The following is a 20,715-nucleotide window of genomic DNA, read 5'->3' as shown; positions in this document are numbered from 1 at the left end:
CGGGTTTGTGTTCATACACGATGACCTGCTCGCCCTGCTCCAACTTTCGCCTTGCCATGCTTCCCTCCTATGTTCGGGCCCGTCAGGGCCGGTTTGCGCTGAGAGCCTCACATTTGGCCACTCAGCGGCATTCTTTCGATTTTCGCTGCCACCCCAGCGCGGACGCGCGGTTTGGCGATTCTGGCGGCCCTCAGGCGGCCTCGACAAGCTGCCAGTGGCGCTCCCGCAGGTACGTTTGCGCGTCCGCGTAGCCGTGGCCGGCCGAGTCGCGCGCCGCGATATAGTCCGGAATGGCTTCCGTGGCCGCGCGCCGTTCGTCCTCGCTCAGAGCGGCCCAGAGCTGCTCCGCCTCGCGCCGCCCCTTTTTCTTGACAGGATAGCGCTTCCAGAAGGCCGCGAAGCTTTCCGCCAGCGCGATTGCGGCCGCGACCCTCGGAGCGAGATAGCGGACGTGGCGCTCCAGCTCATGAGGCCTCTCGTCTTGCCAATGTGGCGGGTACATCTGCGCGCCGATCTTCTGAAGCAGCACGTGCGGTTTGATCTCCGGCGCGATCTGTCGAAGCCAAGCCTTGAAGGCGTTGTCGGCCTTCAGGACATGGCCCTCGTACCAAACGCCGGCGCTAAGGCTCGAAGGCGCGTGCGGCGTCCCCAAAGGCGCCGCCGCGCCGTCCGCGTGCGCGCGCGAAAAGGTCGGGGGGAGATCTGGGGCAGATCGTGGGGGCGTGTCGCCACCCTTCTGGGGTCGTGTCGCCCCCCTTCTGGGGCGCTGTGCCCCCCTTCCATCATCCGCATTGCGCGAAGAGGTGGCATGACGCCACTCATTTTCGGAACGGGGGGCGCTGTGCCTCTCCTTCTTCGGCGTATCGCCCGGCGCAATGGCATCATCCTGCGTGAACTTGGGTTCGTTTTGACCCCAAGTGGATTCCGCCTTGGGTTCGGCTTGACCCCAAGTCGATTCCGCGGCCTCGTGCGTGTCGCCATCCTTCGCCATCGCGCGCTCGAGCTCCTTCACCGTTTGGTCCGGGATGAAGTCATACGTGACCTTGCGGCCGCGCCCGTCGCCTTCTCGCCGAGCAGAGAGCACCTTCGCCGTTTCGAGGCTGCGCAGCTCGGCCTTGACGCGCTTGCGATCAGTCCGGCGGATCGCGGCGATGGTCTGCTGTGATGGCCGCGCGCCGGCGGCTGTGCCGCTATCTGCATGGCCGAGAACGATCATCGCGGTGCGCACCTCGGCATTCGTCAGATCGCTCAGCAGGATCGACCAGAAGGCCCGGAACCACGGCGATTTCAAGCGGCCGCGTTCGCGCAGGACGCGCGCCCGGATCTCCGCCGGTGATTTTTCAGGTGAGAATTCCATGATTGCCGCCTTTCGCGCTTGCGTTTCGCGCGCCGACGCGGCAACCTGAACGCGCGCTTGATGATTCGTGTGTTCGCCGCGGCGCCTGGCCGACCACCGGGCCCGCGGCTTTTTTCGTTCCAGGCATCACGCGGCCTCGCTGCGGTTGATCTCCTCGATCAGCGCGCGGATGTCCTCCGCCCTCCAGAGCGTCATCCCGGCATGCTTCACCGGGCGCGGATAGCGGCCCGACTTGACCCCTGCGTACCATGTCGACCGCGAAACGGGGATGATCGGCGGGATGGGCGGGTCAGCCTTCTCGTCTCCAATGATGTGACGCACACGCAGAAAACCCGTCTTAGGAATGTTCGGCATCGCTTGATCTCCGTGATGATCTATCGGACACACACAGCCAAGATCGTAACCTTGCAACTTGCGGAGTCAATAGAGTATTCGTATACCTCAGGTTGATTTTTCGTGGTTTTCATCAGTTGTTCAAGGCGCGCGTGCGACGAAAGTCGGTGTCAATCGATGATGGACACTTGCGAATGACCGCGATGGGCGCGCGCGAAGACTGCCCGAAGCGAGCGGCGGGCGGGGGGAAGGTCTGGACTGTATGGAAGGAGCGCGGGACGGGCTCAGTTGACGCCGTCTGCCAACTGCTTATTGCCCTTCTTCTTCATCTCAGAGGCCACAGCACTGGCCGTGGCGTTGCCGATGGCCTGCGGTGAGGCGTTCGTCTGATTGACGCTCACGCTGACGGAAACGCCGCCCACGTTGGTCACGTGGTTGTTCGTTTCCTTCACCGGCTTGACGATCGGCAGATCGGCCGCGGGGCCGCGCGGAGCGCGCGTGCCCGTGTTCGCGCCGCGTCCAGGCACGACCCCGCTCGGCAGGCCGGTGCGCTGGCGCGCATCCCCGGCCTTCTTCGCCTGCTCTTTCAGCTTTTCGACCGCGCCCAAGGCTTTCGCGGGGTTTTCAAGCCCGAAGATATTGCGCCCGATCCAGGTGCCGCGCAGCGACTCGACCACGTCGATATTCTCGCGCAGCCAGCCCAGCGCATCCGCAAGGCCGCTGATCGCGTCCGCGACGGTCTTGATCGGCGTGCCGACAAGCCATCCGACAAATTTGCCGATCGCCTTGCCGACGCTGTTGAAGTTGCCGAGAAAGCCTTCCGGCCATTCAATCCCCAGCAGCTCGCCAAGGCCGTCAGCGAGCCGCCCGACCAGCCGCCCGACGCCCGTATCCGCGAGGCCCTTGAGCGAGTCGATGGCCGGCTGCAGGCCTTCGACGAACCCCGACCACAGCCCGCCGCCGAACGCCGCGAGAGGCTTTCGCAGAACGACGATTGCCGCCGCGATGGCGGTGATCGCCCAAGCTGTAGGCGACAAGGCGAGGCCGGCGAGCTTGCCCAGTCCACGCGTGAACAGGCTCAGCCCGCCGGCCGGCCCCGCCAGCTTCGCGAACGCCCCGCCGACGATGCGCGCGGCCGATTTCAGCATGAACAGCTTGGCCGCGGCGCGCGCCAGGCCCAGGGCCAGCCCGACGCCCGCCATCGCCGTGAGAGCTGTTCCGATCTTGACGAGGCCCCCCGCAATCGTGGGATGCGCCTTGGCGAAATCCGTGATCGCGCCGAAGGCGTCGCGCGTCGCGCGGGCGATCGCGCGCAGGGGTGACAGAAGGTTCTGATTGAGAACGACGAGGGTTTCCTTGATCGCGTTCCAGGCGCCGGTGAGATCGCTGGAGGTTTTGTCGAGCTGGATCAGGTATTCACGGGTCAGCGCGCCGGGGCCGCGAAGATGAACGCCACGTTCAAGCTCGTCGTGCTTTTCGAGCAGCACATCGAAACCGCCGATGATCTTGTTGATGCGGCTGGTCTGCGATAGCCCGAGAATATCGACGAGGATTTCCTTGCGGGCGATCGGATCGGTCACGCCGCGCAGGCGTTTGATGAAGCTCAGGAAGCCCTGGAACTTGTTCTCGTGAAGGCTTTCGGCCAGCTCGCGGGCATCATAGCCCAGCGACGTGATCGCGTTCGCGCCCTTCTTCGTGGTGTGCGCGGTCTGCAGGCGGGTCAGGATCATGCGCAGGCTCAGACCAGCCCGGCGCGCCTGCTCGCCCATCGTCAGCATCGCCGCCCCAACGGTGGCGGTCTGCTGGGCGGTGAAGCCGAGCTCTTTGGCGTCAGCGCCGACGCGGTTGAAGAATTTCAGGATATCCTTCGCCGACGCGATGGTAGTGTTGTCCAGGTGGTTGATCCAGTCGGCGACGGTGCGCACCTCGGTCCAGTCCCTGAGCTTGAAGATGCTTTTCAAGCGGATCATCGCCTTCGCGGACTCGCCCGCGTTCAGATCCAGCGCGACCACCATCTTCGAGATCAGGCGAACGACGTCCTTGATATCCTCGCGCCCGCGCACGCCCAGCCGCCCGGCCTCGTAGGCCATTTCGGCGGCCTGTTTGTGGGAAACGCCCAGGGTGCGCGTCATCTTCATCAGCTCGCGCCCAAACGAGCGCGTGTCGGCGGCCGACATGTCGGTCACCTTGCGCACTTGGGCCATCTGGTCCTCGAAATCGACGGCGAACTTCGTCGGAATGCCGATGGCCGCGCCGGCCCCGATCGCCCACTTGGTGAGGGACTGCTGGTAGTGCTGGAGCTGCTGCTGCTGCTTGCGGATCTGCTGGCCGGCCTGCTCGACTGAGCCGAGCATGTTGCGAAAGCCGCCGCGAAACGACTGATTGAAGTCGCGCCCGACGCGCTTGATGCGCTCAAGCTGTGAGCGAATCCGCCGCGCGGCTTGCGTGAACTGATCGCGCAGACGAACGAGAACGGAGACGTCGAGATCGGCCATGCGGCGCGCCCTTTCTGCACGTCGCCGATGCCGTCACTCGATCCGCAGCGCGATTTACATCATCGGAACCGATTTAATCCGATTCAATCCACGCTTGACCAGTATTGTGCAACTCTTCGACGCCATCAGATCGAGAACCAGCCGGCTTGGTGCTTCGTGATGGCGAGCCAAATCAAGATCAGCCCGCATCACGGCTCGATTTCTTCGGATGATAGTCAGTCCTGAACGGAAAAACAACCGTCTGGCGGCGTTTCAGGCGTGAAGTTATGCTTGCGGGCCACAGTCAGGCGCTTGCCCGCGCCAGGGGCGTCACGTTCGCGCCGGCGGGGACCGCGCAATGCGCCGCCCAGGCTTCCATCAGCTTGCGCCGCTTCTCGAACAGATCGCCGCGCCGGTAGGCCGCCTCAACCTTGTTGTCGATGGTGTGCGCCAGCGCCATCTCGCATACGTCACGAGGGAAGCTCGACACCTCGCCGGCCCAATCGCGGAACGCCGAGCGGAAGCCGTGCGGCACATAGTGGCCGCGGGGGCCGTCCTTGCCGTAGCCCATGCGGCGCATCGCCTGCAAAAGCGACATGTTGGACAGCGGCCGGCCCGGGCGCGCGCCGGGGAACACGAACGGGCTGTTGCCCACGCGTGGCAGGCTTTCCAGCAGCGCCAGAGCCGGGGCGCTGAGCGGGACGCGATGCTCACGACGCGCGCCGGCGACGGCCTTCATGCGCTCGGCCGGCACGGTCCACACGCCCGCCTCGAAATCAACCTCATCCCAACGCGCGCCGAGCACTTCGCTCGTGCGGCACGCCGTCAGGATCAGGAAGCGCAGCGCGGCATAGGCGAGGCCGGGCGTCGCTTCGAGCTCACGATAGAAGGCGGGCAGGTCGCTGTAAGGCATCGCGGGGTGATGCGACGTCTGCTTGACGCGGCTCGGGTTCGGCAAGAGCTTGTCGAGATGGCCGCGCCAGCGCGCCGGGTTCATGGCGTCGCGGTAGCCGTGCGCCGCGCCATAGTCGAGAACGTTCTCGATGCGCCCTTGCAGACGCTTCGCGGTTTCGGTCTTGGAGAGCCAGATCGGGCGCAAGACCCCCAGAATGTCGTCAGTCCCGAGCGCGTCGACGCTGCGCGCCCCGATCTTGTGGCGAGCGTAGGTTTTCAGGGTCGCAACCCACTGGCGGGCGTGCTTCGGGTTGCGCCAGCTCCGCCGATGGGCGCGAATGTACTCCGCTGCGAGTGACGTGAAGGTCGGCACAGCGCGTTTTTCAGCGTCGCGCGCGGCGATGGGGTCGATTCCGGCCTTCACCTGCCGACGGGCCCGCGTGGCGAGCTGGCGCGCCTCAGCGAGCTCGACATCGGGAAAGCTGCCGAGTCCCATGTCGCGGCGCCGTCCGTTGATGGTGTAGCGGAATACCCATTTGCGCGCCCCGCTCGTCGCCACGACGAGGCGCAGCCCGCCGCCATCGTGATAGATGCCCGGCTTCGCGGCGGCCGCCTTGCGCGCGGTCAGTTTGTGTACGGCCATGATCTTCGGTCCCACATTGCGTCCCACAATGTGCATAGATTACAGCGGACGCGCGCGGACAGTCAAGGACAATAAATCACTGATATACAGCGGCGTTTCGGATCGTATCGGACGGCCAAAAACCCCATGTTGGCGGACACCCTCTCCGCCAGTTCATTTCGATTGCATCCGTCCAGGTCCACAACCTCCCCGACAGATATCCTTTTCGCGCGAGTTGGCGGGGCGTCTGACCTTTTCGCCGTGATAATTTCCCAGCCTTTTATCGTTTCGGCCTCTGAAAGATGAAACTCGCGGTCGTAGCCGACAATCTTTATTGCGTTGTCGAAAGGATCGCCACGGTCATGACCCGCAAAAGTATCTTGACTGAAATTTAAAGGACATTCGAGAGAGCCGTCGATCGCTGCCGTACCTGCTCCTGACGCATTGATGTGCAAATAAATCCGATGGCCCGGCCTCCCGGCAAAGTTTCGCGCCCCGATGCTGGGGTGGCCGACTGCAATGGCTGCATGTCCTTGCGAATGAATTTAATCCACAGCGTTGGCGGCAAGACGAAGCGATCAAATGCAAGAAGGCGGTGTCATTCCATCCGAAGCCGTATTCAAACAGGCGGTTGCTGTCAGATAGAGGGCCGGCAGCAGGCGCCAAAGTCGGCTTGCCAGAGCAGCGGCGGGGGCACCGCGGCGGCACCCCGCGCCGCCTGACCCGCTAGATTTCCCCGCGCGACATCATCCCTTCCATCGCCTCGGCTTGCCGGATGGCAAGCGCCACGATGGTCAGCGTCGGGTTTTCCGCCGCGCCGGTTGTGAACTGGCTGCCGTCGGAGACGAACAGGTTGGGCACATCATGGGCCTGCCCCCATTTGTTCACGACGCCGTCCCTCGGGTTCGCCGACATGCGGTTGGTACCGAGGTTGTGCGTTGACGGGTAGGGCGGAGTCGGCATTGTCCGGACCGCCCCGACAGCTTCATAAACCGCCTTGCCGCGCTCGTAGGCATGGTTGCGCATGGCGATGTCGTTGGGGTGGTCGGTATAGTGGACGTTCGGCACGGGCATGCCGTACTGGTCCTTCTCCGTCGGATGGAGCGTGACGCGATTGCTTTCCTGCGGCATGTCCTCGCCGACCAGCCACATGCCGGCCATATGGTCGTAGGCGTCCAGCGCTGTTGTGAATTCGCGCCCCCATGCGCCGGGGTTCAGGAACGCCGCCATGAACGGCACGCCCAGCGACAGGGTCTCCATCTCGTAGCCGCCGACGAACCCGCGTGACGGATTATTGATCGCCTCGTCCATGACGATGCCGGCCATTGTCGTGCCGCGGTACATGTTTACCGGCCTGTCAAAAATCGCGTAGACCGAGCCGGTCATGTGGCGCATGTAGTTGCGTCCGACCTGGCCTGAGCTGTTCGCCAGACCGTCGGGGAACATGCTCGTTTCCGAGTTGAGCAGGAGCCGCGGGCTTTCGATGGAGTTGCCCGCCACGCAGACGGCGCGCGCCGCCTGGCGCTGGGTGTTGCCGTCCTTGTCAGCGTACACAACACCATTCACGCGTCCGTCTTCCCCGTGCTCGATGCGCAGGACATGTGCGTTTTCACGCACCTCCAGATTGCCGGTCGCCTCGCCCTTCGGGATTTCCGTGTAGGCGGTCGACCACTTCGCGCCCATCTTGCAGCCCTGGAAGCAGAACCCGAGTTGCTGACACGGCGGGCGGCCATCATAGGGCTGACTGTTGACGGCCATCCGGCCGGTGTGGACCTTCTCGTAACCAAGCTTCTTGGCCCCGGCCTCCAGCACCTTGTAGTTGTTGTTGCCGGGCAGGCCGGGAATACCGTTCGTGCGGGTCACGCCCATCTTATTTTCGGCGCGGTCATAATAGGGCGCCATCTCTTCGCCGGTAATGGGCCAGTCCAGCACGTTGGCACCGGGAATTTCCCCGTACTCGGTCCGGATGCGCCACTCATGGTCCTGGAAACGCAGGCTCGCGCCTGCCCAATGCACCGTCGAGCCGCCAACGGCCTTCACGATCCAGGCCGGGAGGTTCGGGAAATCCCGCGAGACGCGCCACTCGCCCGATGTCGTGCGCATGTCCGTCCAGGCGAGCTGGCCGAAGCTGGCCCATTCGTCATTGATGTAATCCTCGGGCAGGTGCCGGCCGCCGGCTTCCAGCGCCACGACCTTCACGCCTTTCTGCGCCAGCTCGTTCGCCAGCGTTCCGCCACCGGCGCCCGTGCCGATGATGACGACGACATTGTCATCACTCAGTTCAAACTTCGCTGCCATGGTCCCGTCCTCCCCTTACAGCCAGTCGATGTCGTCGAAGCCGCGGTTCAGGTAACCGCCCTTGGAGAAGGACTCGCCCTCGTAGCCGAAGACGGGCCAGATCTCCTTCTGGTTGTAGAGGCCGACGACGAGACCGCCGCGGATGGCCTGGAAGAATTCGCTGTCCTCGATCTCACGCAGGATGGCGACACGCTCTGCTTCCCAGCCCGTTGCCAAATAGCTTGTCGCGCCGCGCGCCTTCGCAAGCGTGTTCAGGCTGCTCACGCCCTCCTCGATCATGGCGCCATAGTCGGCATCCTCCGCGGCCTTGTCGTCGTGCGACCGGACGGCGATGGCGTAGTATCTGTCTGATACGCGATCATGCGGGTAAATATCCCGCGCCATCTGCACGAGCGTTGCCATCGTTTCGGGCTTCAGCGCCTTTGTCTCCAGCGCCCAGCTATCGGTGGCGTGTGCAATGAAACTCGTCCCGATAACGAGAACGGCGCCCGCCTTCACACCAGAGGCAAGCAATTCCCGTCGGGTCATACCCCGCGGGCTTTGCGGTTCTTGCATGGTTTCCTCCTTGTTGTATTCCAGCACCAAGCATGCTGAATTTGTTTTTATTGTTTTCTAACCGAGACGCTCTTTGACGTCCGCGGCAAAATCTTCGTACCGACGAAGCGATTTCACCTGAACGTCAACGGCGTGCCCGTGTTTTTTCATGATTGGCAAGTCGAAGAGGATGCGGTCGAGCGTGTCCGGGCTGTCGACCTCGACGACGGCGAACACGCGCCGCTCACCGACCACCTTCCACAGTCCGATCACGACGCCCGCGTCCTTGGCAGCCAGCGCCGCATCGGCTTCTTCGGCCCAGATCTTGAAGAGATCTGCCTGGGACTGGCTGCTGTCGTATTCGACAGTGAATGCGAGATGATACAACATTGGACGTTTCCTCTTTCGTTATTATTGGTAACGACCGCCGCGCTGCAGAACTTCGATCTGGTACCCGTCCGGGTCCGAGACGAAGAAAAACTTGGCGATGACTTCGCCGCCCGGCGCGAACTCGACGATGTCCCGCGGCTGGAAACCGAGTTCCTTGAAGCGTTCGTGTTCGGCTTCGAGGTCATCCACGGCAAAGGCAAGATGGCCGTATCCGTTGCCGAGGTCGTACGGCTCGGTCTGGCCCTTGTTGACCGTGAGTTCGACCTCGAAATCATTTTCGGGATTTCGGAGATAGACGAGCGTGAACTTCTCGAAGTCGAGCCGATCAGCCACCTTGAGGCCGAAGCCCTTCTCGTAAAAGTCTGTCGAGCGTGCTTCGTCGAGCACGCGGATCATCATGTGAATAGCTTTCGCCATTCCACCATCCTCCCTCGCTTCCGTTTAGACGAAAACGTTACCACCGTTCGGGTGCGGATGGTGGTACGCCGCTACTACGCGGCGTGCTTGGCCCCGCTCGACCCCCGCGCGATCTCCGTCAGGCAGGCGCACCGCAGCAGGGAGGCGAAGTTGCGGACTTCTCCCCGCAGTTCGAGGACCTCGTCATGGAGCTGCGACAGGAACTGCGGGGTTGTCAGACCCTCGCGTTTGGCGATGCCGTCCAGAACCTGCCAGAACACCGCTTCCAGCCGGATCGACGTGCTATGCCCGTTCAGCCGTATCGACCTCGTCTCGCACTGATAGTCCGCCGGGTCCTGGGCGGCGAAGATTTGGCACATCGGGTGTTCCTCCTGCGACATATTATTGTGGGTCAGCCGGGCGATTAATAATAAGAATAAATCAAAGCTGCGCGTTGTGCCAAGCTGACACTCACCGCCTGCGCGCTTTGCGCGGCTGGTTGCCTGTGTCGTTCAGGCGGGACGCTGATTTAAAAGGAAAAATGCACACCGACGCCCACGCGCTCGAATATGCCATCATGGCGGTTTATCTCGTCGTCGTCTTCGGATTCGCGCTCTACTACGGGCGCAGGCTGGGTCGCGAGGACACCGCCGGCTACTTCCTCGCTGGGCGCGCGCTGCCCTGGTACCTGATCGGCTTTTCGTTCTACGCCTCGAACATGTCCGGGGCGAGTTTCGTCGGGCTGATCGGGGCTTCCTACAGCGAGGGGCTGGCGGTCTTCCACTATGAGTGGACGGCGGCGCTGGTGCTGGTGCTGTTCGCCGCGTTCATCATCCCCGTCTTCCTGCGCAATCGCATTGCCACCGTGCCGGAATATCTCGAACTGCGCTTCGACCGGCGCACGCGGCTGCTCTATGCGCTGTTCACTCTGGTCACGCTGCTCTTCATCGATATGGCCGGCGCGCTCTATGCCGGGGCGATCGTGATGCAGACCGGGGTGCCGGGCCTCGATTTGTGGACCGCCTGCATCGTCATCTCGCTGCTGGTCGGTGCCTATACGATCTTTGGCGGCCTCCGCGCGGTTGTCATCACTGACGCGATCCAGGCGCTGGTGCTGATCGCCGGGGCCTTGGCGGTCGCGCTTTACGGGCTCTACGCGGTCGGGGGCTGGGAGGCGCTGACCGCGCGGATGGAGGCAAGTCACCTCAACGTCTTCCGCCCGGTGGATGATCCCTTTCTGCCCTGGCCGGGCATTGCCGGAGTGGTCATCCTCGGCCTCTACTACTGGACCTTCAACCAGTATTTCGTGCAACGCGCGCTCGGCGCCGAGTCGCTGGAGGCCGGGCGCAAGGGCGCGCTCTTTGCCGGCCTGCTCAAGCTGCCCAACCTGCTGCTGATGATCGTGCCGGGCATGGTCGCGGTCGCGCTTTACCCCGCGCTCGACAGCCCGGACAAGGCGTTTCCCACGCTCGCTTTCGAACTGCTCCCTGTTGGGCTGCGCGGCATCGTGCTGGCCGCAATGCTGGCGGCGATCATGTCGAGCCTCGACAGCGCGCTGAACGCGGCCTCGTCGCTGGTGACGCTCGACCTTGTCAAGCCGCGATGGCCTTATCTCAGCGACCGGCGGCTGTTGGGAATCGGGCGGATCGTCACCGGGGCGTTCATGGTCATGGCTGCGCTCTACGCGCCGCTGATCGCCTCATTCGGCTCGCTCTTCACCTATTTTCAGTCGACGCTGGCCTATCTGGTGCCGCCGATCGTGGCGATCTATCTCGCCGGCCTGCTGAGCCGGCGACTTTCGCGGGGCAGCGCGTTCTGGACGCTCGTGATCATCGTGCCGCTGGCGATCCTCGCCTTTCTGAGCAAGGAGGTAAGCGGGCTGTGGTCCGGGGCGGGCCTGCCGGATCTGCACTTCACCTACATGGCGGTGATCATCTGCGCGCTGACGCTCGTCCTGCTCCATCTGATCACGGCGCTGACCGCGGCCGGCGCGGAGGTGGACCGCGCCGCGACAGCGACGCGCGCCGATCTGCGCCCCGAGCACCGAGGTCGCCTGCTCGCCGATTATCGGGTCGCCGCGGTGTTGCTGATGCTGGCCACCGCCGTCACGTTGGCCGCGCTGGCCATGCTCTGAGGGCTTTGATCGTTTTTAATTTCGCACCGCCAGGTTTGTGCGTGACTGGTCCTGCCCAAAGCGAGGAGGACCAGCGCGATATGCCTGAAGACAAGAAGTCTCCGTTGCAATCCGCGTCGGAAGAGCGCGGCCGGATTGACCAGACGCCCGATCTGCCGACCGAAAAGACGATCCGCGACATCGTCGAAGCGCCGGAACCTGCCGAGAAGCGGCAAGCGCGGCTGCTCGATGCCAAGAGCAAGCTGCAGGCCAGCATGAGCGCCAATCCTTCTGCGCACCATAACAAGCTCATTGAAGGCATCGACGATGCCCTGGCTGAGATCGAGGCCGCCGGCGGCGAGACCGGGACGCGCTCGCCCACGGATGTCAGCGGTAGCGGCGGGGGATAGGTAGCCCGGCGCGCTTAACCGATCGGCAATCCCGCTCCAGAGCCGATCGGAACGAAAGACCGCGCGCAGTCGTTCAGTCCAGATTACGGGGCAGTCGCAGGCCAGCGACGCGAGGGATGGCCCGACACAGCCCCGTGCGATGCCGAGCGTACGGAGATCACCATGTCGACCACTGGCCTCGAAGTTTTCGATAAGACTTTACAATCCACGCATATTTGGCTGAACGAAATCGGTGAGCATATCGGCCCGGACAAACAGCGCTGCTATCACGCGCTGCGCGGCGTGCTGTTCGCCGTCCGCGACCGGCTGAGCGTCGAAGAGGCGTTTCACTTGAGCGCCGAACTGCCGATGCTCGTCCGCGGCATCTACTGGGAGGGCTACAGGCCGACCAACAAGCCCGAGAAGTTCCGATCGCGCGATGAGTTTCTGCAGAAGATCAACGAGGAGCTCAGCCACATCGCGCCGATGAACGCGCTGGACGCCGCGAAGGCCGTGTTCGACGTCATGCAGCGGCATATCCCCCGCGGCGAGCTGGACGACATCAAGCACATGCTGCCCGACCATGTGCGCGACCTGTTCCCCACGCCGCCCTCGGCCGGGTGATCACGGAGACCGGCCATGACGCTCACCCTCATCAGCCCTGCCTTCGCCGATGGCGACCGGCTGCCGGAGAAATACGCGCGGGGCGACCGCAATCTTTCGCCGCCGTTGCGCTGGCACGGTGCACCTGACGGCACGAGGAGTTTCGCGCTGTTGGTGGAGGACCCGGACGCCCCTGGCGGCACTTTCCGTCACTGGGCCATCTACAACCTAGACCCGGAGCGGACCGAACTGCACGAGAGCATCGAAACAGGCCCGGAGCGCGGTGATCTGCGGGTGGGCGTCAATGATTTCGGCAACCACTATTACGACGGCCCCGCGCCACCGCCGGGCGACCCGCCGCATCACTATCACTTCCGCCTGCTCGCGCTTGACGTGCCGAGCCTCAGCATTCCGGCCCAGGCTGGCGCAGACGAGATCGCCGACGAAGCGCGCAAGCACGTCATCGAGGAAGCCGAACTGGTGGCCACTTACGGGGGCTGAAGCCCGTCATCCCAAGGAGGACACGGAGATGAAGGTCCGTGAAGCCATGTCATCCGACACTCATGTGATCGATCCGAACACGACGATCCGCGACGCCTGCCAGGCGATGCGCGAGGACAATATCGGCTGCCTGCCCGTTTGCGAGAATGACCGGCTCATCGGAATGGTGACGGACCGCGACATTGCCATGCGCGCCGTCGCTACCAGTCATGCGCCGGGTACCACGTCGGTGCGCACGGTGATGTCCGATCACATCTTCTATTGCTACGATGATGTCGAGCTGGAGGAGGCTGCCAGGAGGATGGCCGAGCATCAGGTGCATCGGCTGCCGGTCATCAACCGCGACAAGCGGCTCGTCGGGATGCTGGCGCTGGCCGATCTCGCACGCAAGGACCCGGATGCGCTCAAGACGGCTTTCGTCGGGATCGCCGAGCCGACCGACCAGCCGCGGCGCTAACAAATTACACCCGGCTTTGCGGGCCGGGCAATTCATTCCAGTCCAGTCCAAGCGCGTCGACGACGCGCCTTACCTCGCGCTCATCAAGATCCATGCGCGAGGTGGAATCGTGCAGGACGGTGCGCTTGTCGCCGAGGCGAACGGTCACGGACGGCAAGCCGCCGCCCCGCTCGTGTTCATGCTCCTCGAAGGTACAGCCGCGTTCGCGAAGCCAGCGGCGGAATGTCTCGGGGGTCATGCGCGTCTCCCTTGCCTCATCTACGGGGAAACGCCGAGGCCGGGGCGCGCGTTCCCGTTTAGCCGACGGTGAGGGCGAGAAGCGCCATCCAGCCGCCGAGTTCACCGAACTGTTGGATCGCGCCGAGCACGTCGCCCGTCTGCCCGCCAATCTGCCGCCACGCAATGAGCGCGGGTATTGCCGCAACGGTGAGCGTCCCGATGACGGCGCCAATGCCCGCCACACCCAGCGGCGCGGCCGCCAGAAGCGTCAGCGCAAAGCCAACGCCGATCCGCCAGCGGTCGGGCGCGCCGGCCTCCTTGCCCAGCCCGTCCGTGCGCGCCGGCGGCATCAGGGCCATCGCCACCAGCATCGCCAGCCGGCTCGCGGCCCCAAGCGCCACCAGCGCGGCCAGCACCATGCCCATCGCGCCGATCTCCGCGATCGCCACCGTCTTGATCGCCACGACAAGGATCAGCGCCAGCACGCCGTAGCTGCCGGTCGCGCTGTCACGCATGATCTCCAGCTTGCGCGCGCGGTCGCCCCCGCCGCCCATGCCGTCGGCGAAGTCTGCCAGCCCGTCCTCGTGCAGCGCGCCGGTGACCAGCACGCCCGCCGCAATGGCGAACAGCGCGCAAATCAGCCCAGGCAGCGCGAGTGCCGCGCCGACGGCATAACCCAGCCAGGCGATCAGCCCGACCACCGCGCCGCAAATGGGAAACGCCCAGCCGGCCTGCGCGACCGTGGATGGCCGCGCCTCATCCAATGGGATAGGCAGGCGCGTCAGGAAAACGAAAGCCAACCGAAGTTCCGCTAGCCGTTGCGCCAGCGCCGTCATGCGCTGGTAACTCCGGCCTCTTCAAAGGTCGCCATGCCGTTGTGACAGGCGAGCGCCGCGCGCACCACGCCAAGCGCCAGCGCCGCGCCGGTGCCCTCGCCGACCCGCATGTCGACATCAAGGACCGGGCGTTTGCCCAGCGCCTGAAGCAGCCGGCGATGCCCGGGCTCTGCGCTGACATGGCCGATCAGCGCGTGATCGAGCAGACGCTCATCGACCGCATGCAGCACCGCTGCCGCCGACGTGCAGATGAACCCGTCGAGCAGGACGGGGGTGCGCCGCGCCCGCGCCGCCAGCACCGCCCCGCAGATCGCCGCCTGCTCGCGCCCGCCGAAGGTGCGGAGCACACTCACCGGATCACGCTCAGGGTGCAGCGTCAGCCCGGCCTCGATGGCCGCAATTTTGCGCGCCACGCCGGCGTCATCCGCGCCCGCGCCCGGCCCGACCCAGTCTTCCGCGCGCCCGCCGAACAGCGCGCAGGCGAGCGCCGCCGCGACCGTGGAGTTGCCGATGCCCATCTCGCCGAGGACGAGGATGTCCGCCTCGGCGTCCACCGCTTCCGCGCCGCGGTTGAGCGCCTCCCGGCACTCGGCTTCGCTCATTGCCGGCTCTGCGGTGAAGTCCCGCGTGGGCTTGTCGAGATCGAGCGGGATCACCGATAACTCCGCCCCGTTCACCCCGCAAAGCTGGTTGATCGCCGCGCCGCCCGCGCGGAAATTCTGCACCATCTGCGCTGTCACCACCTGCGGGAACGGATTGACGCCCTGCGCGCAGATGCCGTGATTACCCGCGAAGACGAGCGCCTGCGCCCGGTCGATCCTCGGGCGCGGTGTGCGCCGCCAGCCGGCCATGAACACGGCCAGATCCTCCAGCAGACCGAGCGAGCCGGGCGGCTTGGTCAGCGTATCCTGCCGCGCGCGGGCGGCCTGCGCGGCCGTGGCGTCGGATGTCGGCAGCTTGTCGACCAGCCCGGCGAGGCCGTCGAGGCTGGTCAGGCTAAATGGCATTGTCATTCGGTTTCACCCTTACAGGAATCCCCGACACGGTGAGATAAACGTCATCGACGGCCGCGGCGATCATCTGGTTGAGCTGCCCAGCGGCGTCGCGGTAAGCGCGGGCGAGGGCGTTTTCGGGCACGATGCCGCTGCCCACCTCGTTCGTTACGAACACCACCGGCGCGGACTGGCGCGGGACCGCTTCGACCAGTGCGCGGCCCTCGACTTCCCAATCCCGCTCGGCGAAAATAAGGTTGCTGAGCCAGAGCGTCAGGCAGTCGACGAGGCGCGGGGCGCCGTCCGTCGCGTCCAGCGCGCCGACGAGATCGAGCGGGGCTTCGCGCGTCGTCCAGCCGTCGCCGCGCCGCGCCCGATGCGCTTCAATGCGCGCGGCCATTTCCGCGTCTTGCGCCTCGGCTGTGGCGACATAGACGGCTTGCGGCCCCATCGCCTCTACAAGCCCCTCGGCAAAGGCGCTCTTGCCTGATCGCGCACCGCCCGTCACGAGTATCGACTTCGACATGGTTTCATGAGAAAGCAGAATCCGCGCAGAAAGGGAAGATCGCGTGTCCATCGAACTGTCGCAGCCGGGCTTGTTGTTGATCCGCCATGCGCCGTCGGAGCCGCAAGGACGGCTGCACGGGCGCGTCGATGTGCCCGCGCGGATTGATGGCGAGGCAGGGATCCCGACGCTGCGTGAACTGCTGGGCGGGGTGGAGCGGCGCGTGAGCAGCCCGGCGCGGCGGTGCCGGGAGACGGCGGCGGCGATCTGGCCCGACGGCCCGGCGGCGGAGGTGGATGCGCGGCTGTGGGAGCAGGACTTTGGCGAATGGGATGGAAAGGCGTTCTCGGAAATCCCGGACCTTGGCCCGCTGCCCCCCGAAACGCTCGCCGCGCACCGCCCGCCCGGCGGCGAGAGTTTCGACGATCTGGTTCGCCGCACCGCCCCCGCGATCCGGTCGATCGCCGAACAGGACCCTGATGCGCCCGTCGCGGTCATCGCCCATGCCGGGACCATCCGGGCCGCGCTGGCGATGGCGCTCGGGGCGAACGGGCCGGCGCTCGGCTTCGAGGTGGCGGCGCTTTCCGTCACGCGTCTACGGCTCCTCCCATCGGGCGACTTCACCATCGACTGCACGAATTGGCGTCCGGCATGACGATGGCTGGTGCCATGATCGTTGCGCTGGCGCTCGATGCGCTGGTCGGCTGGCCGGACCGGCTCTATGCGCGGATCGGGCATCCGGTGACGTGGCTTGGCGCGCTGATTGACGCTCTGGATGCGCGGTTTAACCGCGAGGACAGGGACGCGCGGTCACGGCGGCTGGCAGGGGCTGGCGTCACCTTTGGGATTACGGCGCTGGCCATCCTCATCGGGGCGGTGCTCCAGGCGCTCGCGCCGGAGGGCGGCGCGAGCGTGCTGCTCGTCGGCGTGCTGGCCTGGCCGCTGGTGGCCGCGCGGTCGATGTACGACCACGTCACCGATGTCGCACGTCCGCTTGCGGCCGATGACATTGATGGGGCGCGCCAAGCCGTCTCGATGATCGTCGGGCGTGACCCGAATCAACTCGACTCTGCCGGCATCCGGCGCAGCACGCTGGAGAGCCTCGCTGAGAACACCTCGGACGGGATTGTCGCACCGCTGTTCTATGGCGTCGTCTTTGGCCTTCCGGGCATCATGACCTACAAGGCGATCAACACGCTGGATTCGATGATCGGGCATCGCAACGGGCGCCATGAGGATTTCGGCGGGACCGCCGCGCGGCTCGATGATGTTGTCAACCTGATCCCCGCGCGTCTGACAGGGCTGATTTTTGCGCTGATCTCGCGCCAGCCATGGACTGCGCTGCAGGTGATGTGGCGGGATGCGGCGAACCATCGCTCGCCCAATGCCGGATGGCCGGAGGCGGCGCTGGCCGGGGCGCTGGGCGTGCGACTGTCGGGGCCGCGCATCTATGGCGACCGCGTGGCAGACGAGCCGTGGCTAAATAGCGGCGCGGACGATCCGACGGATGGCGACCTGACGGAGGGGCTGGGGCTGTTCCGCCGGGCGATGTTCGCGGTCGCCGGTCTGCTGGCGGTTCTGGCGCTGATCTGAGGAGCGACATGCGCGATCACGGCGGAAACCTGGACGCGGCGATGGCGCGCTATGGCGGCGCGGCGGGTGACTGGATCGACCTGTCGACGGGCATCAATCCGCGGCCGTATCCAGTCCCCGACATTCCCGCGTCAGCCTGGGCGGCGCTGCCGACCGAGGCGGACATGGCGGCGCTCGGTGAAGCGGCCGCGCGGGCTTATGGCGCGGCGTGCAAAATCGCGCCGGTGGCGGGGGCACAGGCGGCGATCCAGATGATCCCGGCGCTGATGTCGCCCGGCAAAGCGCGGGTGCTCGGTCCAACCTATAACGAGCACGCAGGGGCGTTGCGCGCGGCCGGTTGGGACGTGCAGGAAGTCAGGCATAAGGATGATCTGGCGGGTGCAGACCTAGCCGTCCTCGTTAACCCGAACAACCCGGATGGGCGGCGGCACGCGCCGGAGACGCTGCTGACGCTGGCGGAGCGGGTTGGGCTGCTTGTGGTCGATGAGAGCTTCGTGGAGACTGCGCCGGAGCTGTCGGTGATCCCGTATCTTACGAGCGAGAGCGAGCGCATCGTCGCGCTGCGCTCCTTCGGCAAGTTCTTCGGGCTGGCGGGGCTGCGGCTTGGCTTCGCGACGGGCTGCCAGCATCATATCAACAAGCTGCGTGAGATGGCGGGGCCGTGGCCGGTCTCCGGCCCGGCGATCACCATCGGCTGCGCCGCGCTCAATGATACCGCATGGCAGGAGGCGACGCGCGCGCGCCTCGGATCAGTCGCTGCGCGGCTGGACCAGCTCGCTGAAGCGGCGGGCTGGGCTGTGGTTGGCGGGACGCCGTTGTTCCGCCTCTACGAGACCGGCGATGCGGCGGCGGCGCAGGCGCGGCTTGCCCGCGCGCAGGTCTGGTCGCGGACATTCCCGTATTCGCGCGGCTGGCTGCGGCTCGGTCTGCCCGACGGCGCGGCGCAATGGGCGCGGGTCGAGGCCGCGCTTGCTTAGCCAACGTTTGAATCAGTCAGAGTTGTGACACCTTTGTCATTGCCGGGCTTGACCCGGCAATCTGTCACTCCGTCATGACCGAGCGCGTTCATGGATGCCCGTGTCAAGCACGGGCATGACGTTGACCTGATTGGCTCGCGGTTCTCTAGGCGGCGATGTCGAACAGCCCCGCGACGTCCAGATGCGCCTCCATGTGGTCCGCGAGGGTATCCAGCGTGCGCTCGACAGTCTCGGCGTAGGAGGCTGCTGCCGGCGCGGCGCCCAGCGCGCTGAGATAGGATGCGCGGAAGCCGTCGTCGCAAAACATGCCGTGCAGGTAGCTGCCTGCCACGCGGCCGTCGGCGCTGACCGCACCTTCGGCTCGCCCCTCGACATGCGCGAAGGGGCGCCCGCAGTCCGGCCCCGTCGTCTGCCCGATATGGATTTCGTAGCCGCTGAAGGCTGCGCCCGTCGCGGCGTGAACCGCCCGTGTCTCGGTAAGGCGCTTTTCCGGCGTCATGGTCGTCTCGATGTCGAGCAGGCCAAGCCCCGGCGTGTCGCCCGGGGCACCTTCCAGCCCGTCGGGGTCGCGCACCACTCGCCCAAGCATCTGGTAGCCGCCGCAAATGCCCAGCACCTGGCCGCCGCGCCGCACATGCGCCGCGAGGTCGACATCCCAGCCCTGACGCCGCACGAGGTCCAGATCGGCGCGGGTCGCCTTGCTGCCCGGCAGGATGACGAGGTCCGCATCGCCGGGGATCGGCTGGCCCGCGCGCAGCATGGTCAGGCGCACATCCGGCTCCTGCGCCAGCGGGTCTAGATCGTCGAAATTGGCGATGCGCGAAAGGCCGAGGCAGACGATATGAAGTTTGCCGCTGCCGCGCCCCGGCGCGATATCCAGCGCGTCCTCCGCCGGCAGCCGCCACGCATCGGCGAAATAGGGCAGCACGCCGAAGCCGCGCCAGCCCGTGCGCGCTTCGATCAGGGCATAACCGTCATCGAACAGGCTCGGGTCGCCGCGAAACTTGTTGATCAGGAAGCCCGCGACGAGGGCCGCATCGGCCGGGTCCATTACGGCCTGCGTCCCGATAATCTGCGCGATCACCCCGCCCCGGTCGATGTCTCCGGCCAGCACCACCGGCACCTCCGCCGCCCGCGCAAAGCCCATATTGGCGATGTCGCCAGCGCGCAGATTGACCTCCGCCGGGCTGCCCGCGCCCTCAATGACGATCAGATCATTGTCCACCTTCAGCCGCGCGAAGCTCTCCAGAACCTTTTCCAGAAGCTGGGGTTTCAGCGCCTTGTAGTCCCGCGCCCGCACGGTCGTCAGCTTACGGCCCTGCACGATCACCTGCGATCCGGTGTCGGTCTCGGGCTTCAGGAGGACAGGGTTCATGTCGATGACGGGCGGCTGCCCGCAGGCCTGCGCCTGAAGCGCCTGCGCGCGACCGATCTCGCCGCCATCGGTGGTGACGGCGGCGTTGTTCGACATGTTCTGCGGCTTGAACGGCGCTACGCGAAGTCCACGCCGGCGCGCAACCCGGCACAGCCCGGCAACGAGAAGCGATTTCCCGACATTCGAGCCGGTGCCCTGGATCATCAGCGCGCGGGGCATGGGCGATCAGAACTCCACGCCCGGCTGCGCCTTGATGCCGTCGCGGAACGGGTGCTTGACCAGGCTCATTTCGGTGACGAGGTCTGCCGCCTCGATGAGCTCCGGCTTGGCGTTGCGCCCGGTCAGGATCACGTGCGTCATCTCCGGCTTTTCGTTCAGGAGGAAAGTCACGACCTCGTCGATATCGAGGTAATCATAGCGCAGCGCGATGTTGATCTCGTCCAGCAGGACCATGCGCATCTCGGGATCGCGGATAAATGCCTTCGCCTGCTCCCACCCTGACTGGGCGGCCGCGATGTCGCGCTCGCGGTCCTGCGTGTCCCAGGTGAAGCCCTCGCCGGAGACGACGAACTTGCATTCGTCCGGGAACCGCTCGCGCAGGAATTCGCGCTCGCCCGTGCTCCATGTCCCCTTGATGAACTGCACGACCGCGCAAGGCATGCCGTGCGCGATGCACCGCATGATCATGCCGAAGGCGGACGACGACTTGCCTTTGCCCGCGCCGGTGTGAACGATGATCAGGCCCTTTTCCTGAGTCTTGGTGGCCATCAGCTTCTCGCGCGCCGCCTTGATCTTCTGCATCTTCTCCTTGTGGCGCTCGTTGACGTCGTCCATCGCCTACCTCTCGTTCTTGACAA

Annotated in this window: 23 protein-coding genes; 8 read left to right on the top strand and 15 right to left on the bottom strand. The window is 65.5% G+C overall.

The features are described 5' to 3' along the window. Positions 1–190 precede the first annotated feature (190 nt). The 9 genes from BXY53_RS13625 to BXY53_RS13585 form a co-directional block, all read right to left on the bottom strand. Positions 191–1,357: a hypothetical protein gene (locus BXY53_RS13625; protein WP_119062592.1), complete on the bottom strand. Its 1,167-nt coding sequence runs from the start codon at positions 1,355–1,357 to the stop codon at positions 191–193. A 126-nt stretch (positions 1,358–1,483) separates the two neighbouring features. Next, positions 1,484–1,711, bottom strand: coding sequence for a helix-turn-helix transcriptional regulator (locus tag BXY53_RS13620; protein ID WP_119062591.1), 228 nt, complete (start codon positions 1,709–1,711; stop codon positions 1,484–1,486). A gap of 263 nt (positions 1,712–1,974) precedes the next feature. Beyond that, entirely contained in the window at positions 1,975–4,185 is a 2,211-nt protein-coding gene (locus tag BXY53_RS13615) for a phage tail tape measure protein (protein WP_119062589.1), read from the bottom strand. Positions 4,186–4,468: 283 nt separating this feature from the next. Beyond that, the gene (locus tag BXY53_RS13610) at positions 4,469–5,701 is read right to left on the bottom strand and encodes a tyrosine-type recombinase/integrase (protein ID WP_119062588.1); all 1,233 of its coding nucleotides are present in this window, start codon (positions 5,699–5,701) and stop codon (positions 4,469–4,471) included. Positions 5,702–6,406: 705 nt separating this feature from the next. Then, positions 6,407–7,978, bottom strand: coding sequence for a GMC family oxidoreductase (locus BXY53_RS13605; RefSeq protein WP_119062587.1), 1,572 nt, complete (start codon positions 7,976–7,978; stop codon positions 6,407–6,409). Positions 7,979–7,993: 15 nt separating this feature from the next. After that, a complete protein-coding gene (locus tag BXY53_RS13600) occupies positions 7,994–8,533 on the bottom strand; it encodes a Twin-arginine translocation pathway signal (RefSeq protein ID WP_119062601.1) in 540 nt (179 codons plus the stop codon). 57 nt (positions 8,534–8,590) lie between these two features. Then, positions 8,591–8,902, bottom strand: coding sequence for a muconolactone Delta-isomerase family protein (locus BXY53_RS13595; RefSeq protein WP_119062585.1), 312 nt, complete (start codon positions 8,900–8,902; stop codon positions 8,591–8,593). Positions 8,903–8,923: 21 nt separating this feature from the next. After that, positions 8,924–9,319, bottom strand: coding sequence for a VOC family protein (locus BXY53_RS13590; RefSeq protein ID WP_119062583.1), 396 nt, complete (start codon positions 9,317–9,319; stop codon positions 8,924–8,926). 74 nt (positions 9,320–9,393) lie between these two features. After that, complete coding sequence (locus tag BXY53_RS13585; RefSeq protein WP_119062582.1) at positions 9,394–9,678, bottom strand: ribbon-helix-helix domain-containing protein; 285 nt, start codon at positions 9,676–9,678, stop codon at positions 9,394–9,396. A gap of 161 nt (positions 9,679–9,839) precedes the next feature. Here BXY53_RS13585 and BXY53_RS13580 point away from each other — a divergent pair, with 161 nt between their 5' ends. The 5 genes from BXY53_RS13580 (at position 9,840) to BXY53_RS13560 (ending at position 13,361) form a co-directional block, all read left to right on the top strand. Further along, the gene (locus tag BXY53_RS13580) at positions 9,840–11,432 is read left to right on the top strand and encodes an SLC5 family protein (RefSeq protein WP_119062580.1); all 1,593 of its coding nucleotides are present in this window, start codon (positions 9,840–9,842) and stop codon (positions 11,430–11,432) included. An 80-nt stretch (positions 11,433–11,512) separates the two neighbouring features. After that, complete coding sequence (locus BXY53_RS13575) at positions 11,513–11,821, top strand: hypothetical protein (RefSeq protein WP_119062578.1); 309 nt, start codon at positions 11,513–11,515, stop codon at positions 11,819–11,821. A gap of 162 nt (positions 11,822–11,983) precedes the next feature. Beyond that, positions 11,984–12,424: a DUF2267 domain-containing protein gene (locus tag BXY53_RS13570; protein ID WP_119062576.1), complete on the top strand. Its 441-nt coding sequence runs from the start codon at positions 11,984–11,986 to the stop codon at positions 12,422–12,424. A 15-nt stretch (positions 12,425–12,439) separates the two neighbouring features. Then, positions 12,440–12,904 (top strand): YbhB/YbcL family Raf kinase inhibitor-like protein, encoded by a 465-nt coding sequence (locus BXY53_RS13565; protein ID WP_119062575.1) that lies wholly within the window; start codon positions 12,440–12,442, stop codon positions 12,902–12,904. Between the two features lie 28 nt (positions 12,905–12,932). Further along, complete coding sequence (locus BXY53_RS13560) at positions 12,933–13,361, top strand: CBS domain-containing protein (RefSeq protein WP_119062574.1); 429 nt, start codon at positions 12,933–12,935, stop codon at positions 13,359–13,361. 4 nt (positions 13,362–13,365) lie between these two features. Here BXY53_RS13560 and BXY53_RS13555 read toward each other — a convergent pair whose 3' ends face one another. The 4 genes from BXY53_RS13555 to cobU are packed head-to-tail and all read right to left on the bottom strand — an operon-like array spanning position 13,366 to position 15,934. After that, positions 13,366–13,599 carry a hypothetical protein gene (locus BXY53_RS13555; protein WP_119062572.1) on the bottom strand — a complete coding sequence of 78 codons (234 nt, stop codon included), beginning with the start codon at positions 13,597–13,599 and terminating at the stop codon, positions 13,366–13,368. A 58-nt stretch (positions 13,600–13,657) separates the two neighbouring features. Next, the gene (gene cobS, locus BXY53_RS13550; RefSeq protein WP_119062570.1) at positions 13,658–14,416 is read right to left on the bottom strand and encodes an adenosylcobinamide-GDP ribazoletransferase; all 759 of its coding nucleotides are present in this window, start codon (positions 14,414–14,416) and stop codon (positions 13,658–13,660) included. Then, on the bottom strand, positions 14,413–15,423 hold the full coding sequence (cobT, locus tag BXY53_RS13545; RefSeq protein WP_210209250.1) for a nicotinate-nucleotide--dimethylbenzimidazole phosphoribosyltransferase: 1,011 nt from the start codon (positions 15,421–15,423) through the stop codon (positions 14,413–14,415). Before cobT ends, cobS begins: the two co-directional genes overlap by 4 nt. Continuing rightward, positions 15,413–15,934, bottom strand: coding sequence for a bifunctional adenosylcobinamide kinase/adenosylcobinamide-phosphate guanylyltransferase (cobU, locus tag BXY53_RS13540; protein WP_119062567.1), 522 nt, complete (start codon positions 15,932–15,934; stop codon positions 15,413–15,415). The genes cobT and cobU overlap by 11 nt, the downstream gene beginning before the upstream one ends. 43 nt (positions 15,935–15,977) lie before the next feature. On the opposite strand from cobU, the gene BXY53_RS13535 reads away from it, so the two are divergent. Genes BXY53_RS13535 through cobD form a run of 3 tightly spaced genes read left to right on the top strand, consistent with a single transcriptional unit; the run spans position 15,978 to position 18,483 of the window. Then, positions 15,978–16,568 carry a histidine phosphatase family protein gene (locus BXY53_RS13535; RefSeq protein ID WP_210209247.1) on the top strand — a complete coding sequence of 197 codons (591 nt, stop codon included), beginning with the start codon at positions 15,978–15,980 and terminating at the stop codon, positions 16,566–16,568. Next, positions 16,565–17,506: an adenosylcobinamide-phosphate synthase CbiB gene (cbiB, locus tag BXY53_RS13530; protein WP_119062565.1), complete on the top strand. Its 942-nt coding sequence runs from the start codon at positions 16,565–16,567 to the stop codon at positions 17,504–17,506. The genes BXY53_RS13535 and cbiB overlap by 4 nt, the downstream gene beginning before the upstream one ends. Before the next feature lie 8 nt (positions 17,507–17,514). Beyond that, complete coding sequence (gene cobD / locus BXY53_RS13525; RefSeq protein ID WP_119062563.1) at positions 17,515–18,483, top strand: threonine-phosphate decarboxylase CobD; 969 nt, start codon at positions 17,515–17,517, stop codon at positions 18,481–18,483. Positions 18,484–18,628: 145 nt separating this feature from the next. Here the strand turns inward: cobD and BXY53_RS13520 are convergent, their stop codons facing one another. Together BXY53_RS13520 and cobO are read right to left on the bottom strand one after the other, a co-directional pair. Further along, complete coding sequence (locus BXY53_RS13520) at positions 18,629–20,077, bottom strand: cobyric acid synthase (protein ID WP_119062561.1); 1,449 nt, start codon at positions 20,075–20,077, stop codon at positions 18,629–18,631. 6 nt (positions 20,078–20,083) lie between these two features. Then, on the bottom strand, positions 20,084–20,692 hold the full coding sequence (gene cobO, locus BXY53_RS13515) for a cob(I)yrinic acid a,c-diamide adenosyltransferase (protein WP_119062559.1): 609 nt from the start codon (positions 20,690–20,692) through the stop codon (positions 20,084–20,086). Positions 20,693–20,715: the final 23 nt, after the last annotated feature.

Origin of the sequence: Dichotomicrobium thermohalophilum, assembly GCF_003550175.1 — a bacterium.
GTDB classification, from domain to species: Bacteria; Pseudomonadota; Alphaproteobacteria; order Rhizobiales; family Rhodomicrobiaceae; genus Dichotomicrobium; species Dichotomicrobium thermohalophilum.
This window is presented reverse-complemented; position numbering and strand designations above follow the sequence as displayed.

Bases quoted from the DNA above. Each gene is read 5' to 3' on its own strand.
- BXY53_RS13625 (WP_119062592.1), bottom strand. From the start codon at position 1,357: ATGGAATTCTCACCTGAAAAATCACCGGCGGAGATCCGGGCGCGCGTC.
- BXY53_RS13620 (WP_119062591.1), bottom strand. From the start codon at position 1,711: ATGCCGAACATTCCTAAGACGGGTTTTCTGCGTGTGCGTCACATCATT.
- BXY53_RS13615 (WP_119062589.1), bottom strand. From the start codon at position 4,185: ATGGCCGATCTCGACGTCTCCGTTCTCGTTCGTCTGCGCGATCAGTTC.
- BXY53_RS13610 (WP_119062588.1), bottom strand. From the start codon at position 5,701: ATGGCCGTACACAAACTGACCGCGCGCAAGGCGGCCGCCGCGAAGCCG.
- BXY53_RS13605 (WP_119062587.1), bottom strand. From the start codon at position 7,978: ATGGCAGCGAAGTTTGAACTGAGTGATGACAATGTCGTCGTCATCATC.
- BXY53_RS13600 (WP_119062601.1), bottom strand. From the start codon at position 8,533: ATGCAAGAACCGCAAAGCCCGCGGGGTATGACCCGACGGGAATTGCTT.
- BXY53_RS13595 (WP_119062585.1), bottom strand. From the start codon at position 8,902: ATGTTGTATCATCTCGCATTCACTGTCGAATACGACAGCAGCCAGTCC.
- BXY53_RS13590 (WP_119062583.1), bottom strand. From the start codon at position 9,319: ATGGCGAAAGCTATTCACATGATGATCCGCGTGCTCGACGAAGCACGC.
- BXY53_RS13585 (WP_119062582.1), bottom strand. From the start codon at position 9,678: ATGTGCCAAATCTTCGCCGCCCAGGACCCGGCGGACTATCAGTGCGAG.
- BXY53_RS13580 (WP_119062580.1), top strand. From the start codon at position 9,840: ATGCACACCGACGCCCACGCGCTCGAATATGCCATCATGGCGGTTTAT.
- BXY53_RS13575 (WP_119062578.1), top strand. From the start codon at position 11,513: ATGCCTGAAGACAAGAAGTCTCCGTTGCAATCCGCGTCGGAAGAGCGC.
- BXY53_RS13570 (WP_119062576.1), top strand. From the start codon at position 11,984: ATGTCGACCACTGGCCTCGAAGTTTTCGATAAGACTTTACAATCCACG.
- BXY53_RS13565 (WP_119062575.1), top strand. From the start codon at position 12,440: ATGACGCTCACCCTCATCAGCCCTGCCTTCGCCGATGGCGACCGGCTG.
- BXY53_RS13560 (WP_119062574.1), top strand. From the start codon at position 12,933: ATGAAGGTCCGTGAAGCCATGTCATCCGACACTCATGTGATCGATCCG.
- BXY53_RS13555 (WP_119062572.1), bottom strand. From the start codon at position 13,599: ATGACCCCCGAGACATTCCGCCGCTGGCTTCGCGAACGCGGCTGTACC.
- cobS (WP_119062570.1), bottom strand. From the start codon at position 14,416: ATGACGGCGCTGGCGCAACGGCTAGCGGAACTTCGGTTGGCTTTCGTT.
- cobT (WP_210209250.1), bottom strand. From the start codon at position 15,423: ATGCCATTTAGCCTGACCAGCCTCGACGGCCTCGCCGGGCTGGTCGAC.
- cobU (WP_119062567.1), bottom strand. From the start codon at position 15,934: ATGTCGAAGTCGATACTCGTGACGGGCGGTGCGCGATCAGGCAAGAGC.
- cbiB (WP_119062565.1), top strand. From the start codon at position 16,565: ATGACGATGGCTGGTGCCATGATCGTTGCGCTGGCGCTCGATGCGCTG.
- cobD (WP_119062563.1), top strand. From the start codon at position 17,515: ATGCGCGATCACGGCGGAAACCTGGACGCGGCGATGGCGCGCTATGGC.
- BXY53_RS13520 (WP_119062561.1), bottom strand. From the start codon at position 20,077: ATGCCCCGCGCGCTGATGATCCAGGGCACCGGCTCGAATGTCGGGAAA.
- cobO (WP_119062559.1), bottom strand. From the start codon at position 20,692: ATGGACGACGTCAACGAGCGCCACAAGGAGAAGATGCAGAAGATCAAG.